The organism is Paenibacillus endophyticus (assembly GCF_014192395.1).
GTDB classification, from domain to species: Bacteria; Bacillota; Bacilli; order Paenibacillales; family Paenibacillaceae; genus Pristimantibacillus; species Pristimantibacillus endophyticus.
The window spans coordinates 157734-170385 of sequence record NZ_JACHXW010000006.1; the positions used below are offsets into that span (position 1 = coordinate 157734).

Annotated in this window: 13 protein-coding genes; 7 read left to right on the forward strand and 6 right to left on the reverse strand. The window is 44.3% G+C overall.

The genetic code is table 11. The annotated features are described in order from the left end of the window. Positions 1 to 613: 613 nt before the first annotated feature. The 7 genes from isdE (at position 614) to FHS16_RS12280 (ending at position 7843) form a co-directional block, all read left to right on the forward strand. On the forward strand, positions 614 to 1519 hold the full coding sequence (isdE, locus tag FHS16_RS12250; protein WP_312890882.1) for a heme ABC transporter substrate-binding protein IsdE: 906 nt from the start codon (positions 614 to 616) through the stop codon (positions 1517 to 1519). A 48-nt stretch (positions 1520 to 1567) separates the two neighbouring features. Beyond that, the gene (locus tag FHS16_RS12255; protein WP_183562403.1) at positions 1568 to 2551 is read left to right on the forward strand and encodes a FecCD family ABC transporter permease; all 984 of its coding nucleotides are present in this window, start codon (positions 1568 to 1570) and stop codon (positions 2549 to 2551) included. Continuing rightward, positions 2541 to 3311, forward strand: a complete 771-nt coding sequence (locus tag FHS16_RS12260; RefSeq protein ID WP_183562405.1) for an ABC transporter ATP-binding protein — start codon at positions 2541 to 2543, stop codon at positions 3309 to 3311. Before FHS16_RS12255 ends, FHS16_RS12260 begins: the two co-directional genes overlap by 11 nt. A gap of 51 nt (positions 3312 to 3362) precedes the next feature. Beyond that, positions 3363 to 4367: a heme uptake protein IsdC gene (isdC, locus tag FHS16_RS12265; RefSeq protein ID WP_183562407.1), complete on the forward strand. Its 1005-nt coding sequence runs from the start codon at positions 3363 to 3365 to the stop codon at positions 4365 to 4367. A 239-nt stretch (positions 4368 to 4606) separates the two neighbouring features. Continuing rightward, positions 4607 to 4888, forward strand: a complete 282-nt coding sequence (groES, locus tag FHS16_RS12270; protein ID WP_054026679.1) for a co-chaperone GroES — start codon at positions 4607 to 4609, stop codon at positions 4886 to 4888. Between the two features lie 75 nt (positions 4889 to 4963). Next, positions 4964 to 6598 (forward strand): chaperonin GroEL, encoded by a 1635-nt coding sequence (groL, locus tag FHS16_RS12275; RefSeq protein ID WP_139992719.1) that lies wholly within the window; start codon positions 4964 to 4966, stop codon positions 6596 to 6598. A 234-nt stretch (positions 6599 to 6832) separates the two neighbouring features. Continuing rightward, complete coding sequence (locus FHS16_RS12280; RefSeq protein ID WP_246431737.1) at positions 6833 to 7843, forward strand: SMEK domain-containing protein; 1011 nt, start codon at positions 6833 to 6835, stop codon at positions 7841 to 7843. 151 nt (positions 7844 to 7994) lie between these two features. On the opposite strand, the gene FHS16_RS12285 is transcribed toward FHS16_RS12280, so the two are convergent. From FHS16_RS12285 to FHS16_RS12310, 6 genes are all read right to left on the reverse strand, one after another. Next, a complete protein-coding gene (locus FHS16_RS12285) occupies positions 7995 to 9200 on the reverse strand; it encodes a site-specific integrase (RefSeq protein ID WP_183562411.1) in 1206 nt (401 codons plus the stop codon). 64 nt (positions 9201 to 9264) lie between these two features. Next, entirely contained in the window at positions 9265 to 9468 is a 204-nt protein-coding gene (locus FHS16_RS12290; RefSeq protein WP_183562413.1) for a helix-turn-helix transcriptional regulator, read from the reverse strand. Next, a complete protein-coding gene (locus FHS16_RS12295) occupies positions 9461 to 9880 on the reverse strand; it encodes a DUF2538 family protein (protein ID WP_183562415.1) in 420 nt (139 codons plus the stop codon). Before FHS16_RS12295 ends, FHS16_RS12290 begins: the two co-directional genes overlap by 8 nt. An 83-nt stretch (positions 9881 to 9963) precedes the next feature. Continuing rightward, positions 9964 to 10140, reverse strand: coding sequence for a hypothetical protein (locus tag FHS16_RS12300; protein ID WP_183562417.1), 177 nt, complete (start codon positions 10138 to 10140; stop codon positions 9964 to 9966). Between the two features lie 107 nt (positions 10141 to 10247). After that, a complete protein-coding gene (locus FHS16_RS12305) occupies positions 10248 to 11996 on the reverse strand; it encodes a DNA primase family protein (RefSeq protein ID WP_183562419.1) in 1749 nt (582 codons plus the stop codon). Beyond that, positions 11971 to 12582 (reverse strand): hypothetical protein, encoded by a 612-nt coding sequence (locus FHS16_RS12310; RefSeq protein WP_183562421.1) that lies wholly within the window; start codon positions 12580 to 12582, stop codon positions 11971 to 11973. The genes FHS16_RS12305 and FHS16_RS12310 overlap by 26 nt, the downstream gene beginning before the upstream one ends. Positions 12583 to 12652: the final 70 nt, after the last annotated feature.

Consider the following 12652-nt stretch of genomic DNA (forward strand, 5'->3'; position numbering starts at 1 on the left):
TAGGCGGTAAGCCGAGCTGGTCTAGTGCATTCCAATCGTCGAGGAAATTTTAACAGACAGGTTATTTTTTTTATTTGCATATTGAGAATGATAATCATTAACTTTTAACTTTCGGTTATCGATTCCAAACACACATAGAAGTATCATAGCGTTGAAAATGCAGCTTAGAAAATGGGTAGGCATGTTGCTCGCAGTAGCGGTGCTTCTCTCAATTGTGAATGTGGGGGGGCAGTGGCAACGACTCCGGATGTTGCGCTGGAAGATGGCGAGTATACAGCACTAGCGCATATCGCACAGCCGGCCCTTGCCCGTCAAGGTAGGCGAATAGAGCGATGAAGATAGGCGTTTTTTCATATTATCAGCTGACAATAGCGATAAACCATCCTTAGTTGGAGAAGCCGCCGAGCATGGATTTATCCAAGGCAAGGCGGGAATAAGTTCGATCCTGCAGCGAGTGCAGCCCGTTATGAGGCGCTAACTCTTGTGATGGAGCTTCTAGCGGACAAATAATCATACGAAAAACGTACAACACGAAACAACGACGAGGATGCCGCAGAGCCGGTGTCCTCGTCATGCTATGCATGAGAGAAAGAGAGAGGAGCGCAACAACTTGATCAACAAAGCATGGAGCAGAATGCTGCTATTGTTAATCGTCATCTTAGCTGCTGGCTGTTCAAATGTGGGCAGAGCCGCCACCGAAGTAGAGACGAGTGCAAAGGAAGCTGAGCCGTCGGCTGCGGCTAAACCAGAGCAGCGCGTCATCTCTACGACAGTTGCGATTACTCAAATGCTGGATGCGCTCGAGGTAGACCTTATTGGCGTACCAACCAGTGCCAAAGTGCTGCCTGCCCGTTACGATGCCGTAACACGTGTCGGAAATCCGATGAGCCCGGATATGGAGCTTGTCAAGTCATTAAAGCCTACGGAGGTATTATCGGTGACCACGCTGGAGTATGACCTCAAGCCTGTTTTCGAAGCTGCCGGCATAGAGGCAAGCTTCTTGAACTTGACGAGCGTGGAGAGCATGAATAAAGCATTGACCGAGCTAGGCGATACCTATGGGAAACAAGAGCAAGCGAAAGCGATTGTAACTAAGTTTGACGATAAAGTGGCAGAGATTCACGAGGCGACCGCCAATAAGGAGAAGCCGAGCGTTCTTATTCTCCTAGGCGTTCCCGGAAGCTACCTTGTTGCAACTGAGAAATCGTATATCGGTGATCTTGTTCGCCTCGCCGGCGGTGTCAATATCGCACAAGGCGAGAATGTTGAATATTTAGCTTCCAATACCGAATACTTGCATCAATCGAATCCGGACGTTATTTTGCGTGCAGCGCACGGCATGCCGGAAGAAGTGGTAAAGATGTTCGACAAGGAGTTTCAGAAAAATGATATTTGGAAGCATTTTAAAGCCGTCCAGAACGATCGTGTCTATGACTTGGAAGAAGCTTTGTTCGGAACGACAGGCAATCTATTCGCAGTAGATGCAATGGACGCCTTAATGGAAATGCTGTATCCCTAAGCTGCAGGCAGCTATTCCGCGAGGATCACGAGATGAAGGAAGTTGGCTATGATTAGGAAAATCGCAAGCTTTATCATTATTGCCGTGCTGCTTGCAGTGGCTATCATGATTTCGGCAATGACAGGAAGCATCAAGGTAGGAGCATTGGAGCTGTTCCAAGGCCTGCTATCAGGCACGAACGAGCAGGTTGAGGTTATCAAAGATTTGAGATTCCCGCGGATCATCGTTTCCATGTTGACGGGAGCGGCACTCGCTGTTTCAGGCGTGCTGCTGCAGGCTGTAATGCGCAATCCGCTTGCGGATGCAGGCGTTATCGGCATTTCTTCAGGAGCGGGTCTGGTTTCCCTGCTGATTGTAACGATTTTTCCGGGATTGTTTTTTTGGATGCCGTTGTTTTCTTTTATCGGGGGAGCGTTTGCCTGTTACCTGGTTTACGCGCTCTCTTGGAAATCAGGGCTGAGCCCGTTAAGACTGATTTTAGTCGGAATTGCCATCAATGCAACGTTCACGGGACTTGGTCAGTCGTTTAACTACAGAGGGAGCTATGCGGTAACTAGCGTCAACCAAGCAATCTCGTCTATTTTTACAATGAAGACGTGGCAGGATGTAAACATCATCGCGATATACGGAATAGTCGGGTTGCTGCTTTCCTTGCTGCTGAGCTCATGGTGCAACATGTTGAGCCTACAGGATAAGACGGCTAAAAATCTAGGCCTGCGCGTAACGAGAGCACGGCTGCTTATATCCGTTGTCGCGGTGCTGCTGGCTTCCGTGGCAACAGCAGTAGGCGGATTAATAGCCTTCGTCGGCTTGCTTGTACCGCATATCGCTCGCCTATTGGTTGGCTCTGACCATAAGGTGCTTATTCCGTTTTCGGCACTCGGAGGAGCGCTGCTCATTTTGACGGCTGATACATTAGGGCGAACGCTGCTCGCACCCACGGAAATACCGGCTTCGATTATTATGACAGTGATTGGCGGTCCGTTCCTTATATTCATGCTCAGAAAGAGTGATCGCGTCCATGGAAATTAAAGAGATTACGTTTTCCTATGATAGGAAAACCGACCAATTGAACCGGATAAGCAGCAATATCGCACTGGGCAAGGTTACGACCATAATCGGTCCGAACGGCTGTGGAAAGTCTACGCTGCTTGGCGTGATGTCTCAAAACTATAAGCCGCAAGCAGGCGAGATTGTGCTTGACGGCAAAGCGCTCAGCTTAACGAAACCGAAGGATTTGGCAAAGCGGCTGGCAGTTGTCCATCAGCAGAACGAGGCTCCTTCCGATTTGACCGTTGAGAAGCTGACGAGCTTCGGCAGGCTTCCGCATCGCAGCTTATTCGGGCAGACGGAGGAAGAGGACGAGAAGGCAGTGGAATGGGCGCTGGCTTGTACAAATCTGCAGGATAAACGTTCTCTGAAGCTGGACCAATTGTCTGGAGGAGAGCGGCAGCGCGTTTGGATTGCAATGGCGTTGGCGCAAAAAACAAACATATTGTTTTTGGATGAGCCAACCACTTTCCTGGATATTTATTATCAGATCGAGATCCTCCAGCTCGTTCGAACGCTAAACGAAACCTATGGACTGACCATCGTCATGGTGCTGCATGATATTAACCAAGCTATCCGATACAGCGATACGATTATTGTGATGAAGGCCGGTGAAATCGTCAAAGAGGGTACGCCGGAGAGCGTGATTACCGAGGAGATCGTCAAAGCCACGTACGGCGTTGACGTTATTTTGAAGCAGGATGAGAGTACAGGGCTGTATATGATACCGGTGAGCATTTAATCCTAAATGAGCACATCTTGTTGCTTATTATAGAAGAAAGGCGGAAAAAGTATGCGTAAATTGTCATTATTAATCAGTTTTTATGTTTGTTTTGTCGTATTGTTCGCGATACCTGTCGTAAGTGCGGCGGAATATGAAGACGGTACATACAGCATCGATTATGTGATCAAGAAAGCGGAGGATGAATCGGCTTCGATGGCCAATGACTATTGGGAGAAGCCTGCCAAGGTAATTGTCGATAATGGAAAGCTGACGATTCAGATTCAAATCAACCACAGCAAATGGGTCACGGAGTTCAAGACGCCTACCAGCAGCGGCGGTTATTCTGAGGCCAAGGTGGTGAGCAGCAACAAAGCAGACGATACACGTCTGACGCAGTTCAGCGTAGCAGATCTCTCAGCGACTATGCTGTCTAAAATTCACGTCACGGTACCGGATATCGATTATGACCATGACTACACGATTCGGTTCGATTTCGATGCGAGCAGCATGAAGCTGATTAGCAAGCCAGCGGTCGTTAAGGAAGAGACACCCGCAGCTACCAAAAAGCCGACCGATGCGCCAAAAGCGACTACGGTGCCCAAAGCAACGGCGATGCCGACACCAAAGCCGACATCAAAGCCGGCTTCAACGGAGCCTGCAGCAACTGCAGTCGCTGCGGAGCAACCAGTAAGGGATAGTGCTTCGCCAACGGCGGTGGCGGGCAAAGCTACAGAGGAGCCGGTTGCTGCTGTTTCTGAAGAGCCAGAAGCAGCAACTGCAACTGCATCACCAGAGCCTTCGCCACAATCTACCGAGCTTGCAGCAGAAGCTGTAGCGGTGTCTGAATCTCCTGTAGCGGAAGGCGAGCTTGCATCGGAGGATACTGGCGGTGCGGAGGTGGAAACCGCATCCGTTGATGGGGACACACAACTAGCTAGTGCAGAAGTAGCGGGAGAAACCGAGTCTGGCAAATCCAGCTCAAAGGGCTGGATCACTTCATCGGTCATTTCCGTTATGATTATTTTGGCAGGAGTAACGCTTATTCTCATTCGCAATCGTAGATTGAAGAAATAAATCGTTTGGATGGAGGAAGAGGGTGCTGCTAGCCGGCATCCTCTTTATGCTGAAAACGGCCATGCGGGCTTGATGGGGAGAGACTTCCGACGCTTCAGTGTAAATAAACGGAAAATTAAGACCAAGCACTTGAAATTGGCAACGAAAATGAGTATGATAAAAATAGTTGTTAGCACTTGAAGGTTTCGAGTGCTAACGAGAATAAAAGCAGCGACAAATTTTGAAGGAGGCTATTTTCAATGATCAGACCTTTGGGTGAACGCGTATTGATCGAAGCAATCGCGAAGGAAGAAACAACCGCTAGCGGTATCGTATTGCCGGATTCGGCGAAAGAAAAGCCACAAGAAGGCAAAGTTATCGCAGTAGGCAGCGGTACGCTGAAAGATGGCGTTCGTATTGCTTTGGAAGTGAAAGAAGGCGACCGCGTTCTTTTCTCCAAATATGCAGGCACTGAAATCAAATACGAAGGCAAAGAGTATTTGATTATGAAAGAAAGCGAAATTCACGCGATTTTTGAATAGCAGCCCGCCAGGGTCACATAGAAGGCAAGACACGTAAAAGCATCTTACTTAAACTATTTTGGGAGGTTTCTGTTCATGGCTAAGGAAATTAAATTTAGCGAAGACGCTCGTCGCGCAATGCTGCGCGGAGTTGACGCTCTTGCAAATGCGGTAAAAGTTACACTAGGTCCAAAAGGCCGTAACGTAGTACTTGAGAAAAAATTCGGAAGCCCGCTTATCACGAACGATGGTGTATCCATCGCCAAAGAAATCGAGCTTGAGGATGCTTTTGAAAACATGGGCGCTCAGCTTGTTAAAGAAGTAGCAACAAAAACAAACGACGTTGCTGGTGACGGTACAACTACCGCTACTGTTCTTGCACAAGCGATGATTCGCGAAGGCTTGAAAAACGTTACTGCCGGCGCTAACCCAATGGTTATCCGCAAAGGTATCGAGAAAGCCGTTAAAGCTGCTGTTGAAGAGCTTAAAGCGATCTCCAAGCCAATCGAAGGCAAACAATCGATCGCACAAGTGGCATCGATCTCATCTGCTGATGACGAAGTTGGCCAATTGATTGCAGAAGCTATGGAAAAAGTCGGCAACGACGGCGTTATCACTGTAGAAGAGTCGAAAGGCTTCGTTACAGAGCTTGAAGTTGTAGAAGGTATGCAATTCGACCGTGGTTATGTATCACCATACATGATTACTGACACGGACAAAATGGAAGCAATCCTTGACAACCCATACATCCTTATCACTGACAAAAAGATTACGAGCATTCAAGAGATCCTTCCGGTTCTTGAGAAAGTCGTTCAATCCGGCAAGCAATTGCTAATCATTGCTGAAGACGTAGAAGGAGAAGCGCAAGCGACTCTAGTCGTGAACAAACTTCGTGGAACATTCACTTGCGTAGCTGTTAAAGCTCCAGGCTTCGGCGACCGTCGCAAAGCAATGCTTCAAGATATCGCTGCTCTTACAGGCGGCCAAGTGATTACGGAAGAGCTAGGCCTTGAGCTGAAATCAACTGGCGTGGAATCCCTAGGTTCCGCACGTCAAATCCGCATCACAAAAGAAACAACAATCATCGTTGACGGCAGCGGCAACTCCGCTGACATCGTTGCTCGCGTGAACCAAATCCGCGCTCAACTGGAAGAAACAACTTCCGACTTTGACCGTGAGAAGCTTCAAGAGCGTCTTGCAAAATTGTCAGGCGGCGTTGCAGTAATCAAAGTCGGCGCAGCTACAGAAACAGAATTGAAAGAGCGCAAGCTCCGCATCGAAGATGCCCTCAACTCCACTCGTGCAGCGGTTGAAGAAGGTATCGTATCGGGCGGCGGTACTGCCCTCATTAACGTATATAACGCAGTTGCTGCTGTTAAAGCAGAAGGCGACGAGCAAACAGGCGTAAACATCGTTCTTCGTTCCCTTGAAGAGCCGCTTCGCACAATCGCAGCTAACGCAGGCCAAGAAGGCTCCGTTATCGTTGAGCGTCTGAAAAACGAAAAAATCGGTGTAGGCTACAACGCTGCTACCGGCACATGGGTAAACATGTTCGAAGCTGGTATCGTTGACCCTGCTAAAGTAACACGTTCTGCTCTTCAAAACGCAGCTTCCGTTGCAGCTATGTTCCTGACAACTGAAGCCGTTGTTGCTGATAAACCAGAGCCTAAAGGCGCTGGCGGCGGCATGCCTGACATGGGCGGTATGGGCGGAATGGGCGGCATGATGTAATATAGGCTGAAAAGCCTTGTGGGGCAAGGGTTTCTCCTCGAGGAAACTCGGATTGCCCACATTTTGCCCACATAGTGTAAAATGAAGACACCTTAGAGAATACGGGATCTACGTCCCATGTTTCTCTAAGGTGTCTTTTGCGCTCGGCACATTACTGTTACATCTTTATGTGAGCTGTACTGAGAGAGAGTGAAGAAAATAGTCAATGAAGGTAGGTAGTTAATATTGGCGTTTATGCGGCAGAAAGAACTTGATGACATTATGAAGGGCTTGTCCCTGCTTCAATACTACATCAAGTTCAGTTCGAATAAGCTTGACATACACACGACTAACAAACAATGTGAATCTTTCTTTGCTGGTCTTTTTAATCTCATGTATGGGTACAATCTAAAAACGCTAAAAAAGAACTACCCTGCCATTGACCTCAAGGATAAAGTTAATAAATTTGCAGTTCAGATTACATCGAACGGCCTAAAAGATAAACTCAAGTATACCGTGAATAAATTTGAAAAAAAAGCATTTTATAAAGATTTCGATACCCTGTTGCACTTTATTATCGGTGAAAAATGCTTTACTCCACCTATTAAAAACCCCTACACGTTTAAAAGGGGGGAGTTTGATGTATTTGTCGCTGATGCCGTAGTAAATTCGGATAAGTACCAAATCGTCGTGCAGGACCTGTACGGACTGATCCTTGAAATCGATGCGCTTGATGACGAAAAACTGAGCGAAGTTCGAAAGTACATTAACAAAAACATCAATCAGGTGATTGAGGCGGTCCGTCAGCCGCTATATGATCACGTGCCTGAAACGGTTCATCCCTATAAAGCAACTGCTTACTTTTATCATTTTAAGTTTGATAAAAAAGAACAACAAGATGTGAAAGTGCAACTGGATAAGTTAGCAGACGTCCTTGCAGATTTGGAGGATAACACAAGAAGGTACTTGTACTTTGCTACAACATGTCTTCGTTCCCATTCGAGTGGACTTGGTCTTATCGTTTCGGAGCCGACCTTAAGAAAAAAGCTAAACTTAACAAAAGAGCAAGTGAGAGAAGAAATCGAGATTCTTGAACGCTCAGGATTTATTAGCATCGACACTATCAACGATGATATGGCATTTGTTCTTAATTATTATGACGAAGATGGTAATGAAATGCTGCAAGACTTAATTAAATTTTGCCAAAAGCAAGACCGATCATTGGAAGACTTAATCATTGATCTTGATTTTTCTCAACTAGATTAAGTAAGTTGGTTATGCTCAATTGTTAAGTAAAATAGATACCTTGAAAATTCAATACGAGTCGTGTTGGATAATTGTGCTGTGGTATAAAAAATGTTAAAATGCAAAGTGATTTTATTTAGTTACTTTGCATTTTAACGGCAAGCCCTCCTAACTATAAGCCCTTCATGAGATCACTAAACTTTTGTGCGGCTTCTTTCTTCATCGTCTTGGTGACATGAAGATACACACGCTTTGTGATTTCGTCGTCCTGATGCCCCAATCTTTCCATGATTTCATGAATGCCGACGCCAGCCTCAGCAAGCAACGATGTATGCGTGTGGCGCAATGAGTGAGGGGTTAGTGTCTCATTCAAGCCAGCGAGCCGTAGAAGCCTTCTCATACGGTTCTGGATCGTTTTAATGAACTCAGGATAGCCCATATCCTTCTCTGTTTTGGCAAACACAAAATCTTGATCGTAATACACATATCGATGCAGCATCTTAAGCTCATTTTGACGAGATTTTAGCTTGTATAGCTCCTTAAATACCAGTGGGTCTAGCTCGATGGTTCGTTTCGATGTGCTTGTCTTAGGTGTCAGCAAATGATACTTAGTTGCCCGATTAGTTGGGTTATAATAAGTCTTCGTTACGGATAGGGTATGTTCATTGAAATCAAAGTCTTTCCACTTCAATGCACAGAGCTCACCGACTCGAAGTCCACTATAAGCAAGAGTCAGGAAGATTATATAGTCGTTCGTTAGTCCCTTCGTTTTTGCTGTTTGAAGAAGCTTAGCTAGTTCGTGCTTTTCAAGGTATTTCACCGCATGTTCTTCCGCTTCAATTTCCTCAACTGTCTTCTGTGGGCGAGGTAACTTTGCATATTGCGTTGGATCGTTTTTAATAATTTCTAATTCTATTGCCTTGGTAAAAAGCATTCGTCCTGTCGAGTGAACGCCAGCAATCGTATTTAACGCAAAGCCGCGCTCGTACAAGTCTAGCAGGGCATTTTGATAGGTTTTCCGAGTGATGCTCTTCACCTGATGATTTTGAAAATAATCAAGCAGTCGAGATGCTTCATGCTTTCGAACACGTACGGTACTAATTTTAACCGTAGTTTCATAGAGCTTCAGCCATTCTTCAACTAAAGTAGGGAATAACATCTCCTTTTCGGCTATGTATGTTCCCTCCGCAAGCTCCGTATGCATCGCAGCACATGCAGCTTGAGCCTCCTTCTTAGTCTTAAACCCGCCAACTTGTCGCTGGATTCGTTTACCCGTGAGTGGGTCGCGACCGATGTCTATGGAAAATGACCAAGTTGCATCACAAGTACATCGTTTACCGCCGCATTTACAACCACGTTTTCTAAAGTAGCCTTTCATAAATGATCATCCTTTCACAAAAAGTGTAGAGATGGCAAAAGCCATCTCTACGTAGAAGATTCCGTTATGCTGATATCACATTAGGATTGGCGCGTTTGGAATCCAGCCATTTGAAAAAGTCGTCTCTGTATACGACTTTTCTACAGTTGATGATGAGTAACGGGAAGTCCGGCTCTCTAGCAATTTCGTAAGCTGTCGAGCGGGATACTCCTAAAATTTCTTTCACGTCTTTGATCTGCAGGATAAGTGGATAGTCAGATTTATTCATGGATTATGGACCTCCCTTGTTGTCGTAGATTGATCGCTTGAAGTGCGACTGCATAAAGCTCGGAGTCCCATATCGAAAGTCCACTTGCTAGATCAAATGAATGTCCGTTCCACAGATTAAGAGCCAATTGAACAAGTGCAGTAGTTTGTCCGGTTAGTGGAGCTGTTGAACCTGTGGGGCGATGCTCTTGGAGTGTAATGTTATCCAAGCAATCAAAGTACCAGTCGAATGGTCCGTTTTCCTGTTGTCCAAGCTCAAAGCACTTGAAAATATCTGGATATGCGGCCACGTAACAAGTAGAAATATATTCTTTCGTGTGATAAGGAAATTTGTTTGTACAACATTGAAAGTTACGCCAGTGAGCGTCACTAGAAAAATACACAGCATTGTAGTCTATTGGAGTGATTTTCATATTTAGTCCACCTCGTTTTAAGACATCGCAGTCAGATAATGATATATAATCGAGATTGATTGAAAGTTGCCTACGCTGTTTTATTACACCTTTCCATTTGTAGTAATGGAAAGAATCTCTCGTTGTTTAGCGAATCTCTGAGCATACTTTTTCCTATTGACTTCCCGCTTCTGTTCCTTGCGATTTACTTGCTGTTCATATAAATCCTCCCAAGTAAACGGGTCGGCGAACCTTAAATCGGTGTTTTTTTGAGTAGTCATGATATATACCTCCAGATAGTTATCGAAATTAAGCCATACTATTGACGATTAATTTTACTGTTAAATCTAGGATGTTTTTTCTGGAAAGAGGGAGCTTCTCCATAGTGTCATGATTCTAGGTCATATTCTATTTCTACCGATTTAATATAATTGTCCTTAAGAGCAATGCCTAAATATCCGTTCTTGTTTTCCAACTTCAATCTAAACCGTGTATGCTTTAAACCAATACTACGTTGCATGAATTTGTGGAAAGCTTTGTCGGTTTCAGCGCTCAGTCCGTTTAATTTACAATACTTTCTATACGCAGATTCTAAGGTTTCATTATGAGTTCTTAAGTCAGGATCTAAGATACAACAAGCATTCACAAAACCTCTAATTGTGTTGTTTTCTTCTGAATACTTACGAGTAATATCTTCAATCTCTTCGCAAGTGGTAAACTGAAAATTGTTCTGGCACAAGCGTCGTAGTCCCATAGTTGACCACTTGGCGATATAAGGCATTTCTTTTAGAAGCTTATCTAAGAGATGAATATCTTGCTGTTCCTTTGGGACTTGGAAAAGAAAAGGGAAAATTAATAACCTCTGGCTGAAGGCGTTTGACCTGTCTATCCCCTTAATAGTTGGTAAATCATTTCCAGCAAATAATAGAACACTTCGGTTGATGAATTTAAATGCTTGACCGTAAAGGAAACGTGCCATGACATAGTCTCCACCTGACAACTTTTTGAAATTATCCAAACGGTTTAAAGCTACTTCCGAGACTTCACCGCATGCGTTTAGCTTTTTTCCAAAGAGTTGGCACAAGAAACTTGGTTGGTTCAGTTCATCGAAGCTTAGATTGGTAAAGAACTCTTGACCGATCATGTGTTCGAGAAGTTTGAGGAAAATGGACTTCCCGGAATCCTTAGGACCCAATAAGAAAGGGATGGCTTTTACCTCACGGATTTCTGATATAACATAACCAAATAGTTCTTGAAGCCTTAGGTATTTTAAGCTATTTCCACCTGTAACTTGTTGCATGAACTTTTCGAAAACATATCCAGTCGCCGGATATTGAATTGGATACTCAGTGTTAACAATAGACGTAAAATAAAATTCTGGATTGTGTCGATGTACAGAAAGGTCACTAATTTTGACAATACAATTGGAAAAAGCAACATATTCTTTTCGTTTATTTAGGATGCTTTCACTTACTTGTAATTGGTCTTTGGTTTTTAGCCACTGGATTATTTCTTCACTTACCCTGAAGGTAATAAGTCCCTTATAATCGTCTGGGATGCACTGACGAATGAATATATCTCCTTTAGCACCTACAAGTCCAACGAAATATCCCAGTGCTTGATTCCAGTAATATAAGTTATTTTCAATGACTGCAAAACGATATCGTTCCATTAAAAGGTCAGCTAATTTGTGATTAGAAATCCTGGTTGTATCGGATTTTCGATTAGGTGACTCCTCTTTGGGTTGTTGCTTTTTAAGTTCAATTTTCGAAGGAAGTGATTTAGGAGGGAAAATTCTAATAGGTGATTTGGTTGGTTCGTTCCGTATTAATGGAATCAAGCTATTAGACTTTTCCTCTAAAATATGTCCGATTGAGGAAATCGATTCTTCTTCACGATTATCAGGGATACAACCATCGTCTTCCTCTAGCTGATTGAGAGGTAATCCACTGCATCCATCAGCCTCAATACCAACTCCTAAATGCCTTTGTTCGTCCTGGGCATGACATGGAACTGGATTGAAGTCAGTGTCATTTTCTTCGTCATTCGGATCAAAACCACTCGTTAAGGTATTTCCCAACATGAAGGAGTGGTCCACCATTTCAACTTGACTATTCCCATTCCGACGTTGACTCATGCTCGAGCTCCTCCTCTTCCGAATCATCTTCTAAATAAAAAGGAGTTTCGTTGTCTTCAATCTCCGCCTCGATGGAAGGTAGGGCTTGCCTAATAACTGCTCTTAAAAATCTTTTCATAGGTTCATCCCGAGCAGAAACAACCTCTCTTACAACGACATCTCGTACTGGATCAAAGGAACAAACCGTTAAACACGCATTCGCTTCATACTCCCAAAAGATATATACTGCCTCATTTAAGTTTAGAGGTGAACTTGAAAAGACCCTACCGATAGTTCTGCCTGATTTATAGTAAATAATGTTGTTGTCTTTACTTCTGCAATCTATGCCGAGTAAAATAGAGTTGGAAGCGTTTAAACCATCAATTGACGAGGATTCAAAATAGACCCCATCTAAGCACCCTTTGACATAAGTTTGTTCATTGAGTTGGATTAAAACGATTGCTGATTGTGGTGCAAGCATTTTTTTGGAAATTCCGGTTAATGACGCCGATTCACTTTTGATTTCTAAGCATACACTTTTGTCGATGTTTTTAGAGCAGTACTCGATAAGCGCCTTGAATTGTTTTTTGAATTTCTCTTGGTTCATTGGATTCACCCTTTTCTTGGATTCATCCCTGGGCCCTAGGTGATGTTGAATTGAGTATACTAGAGGCCCA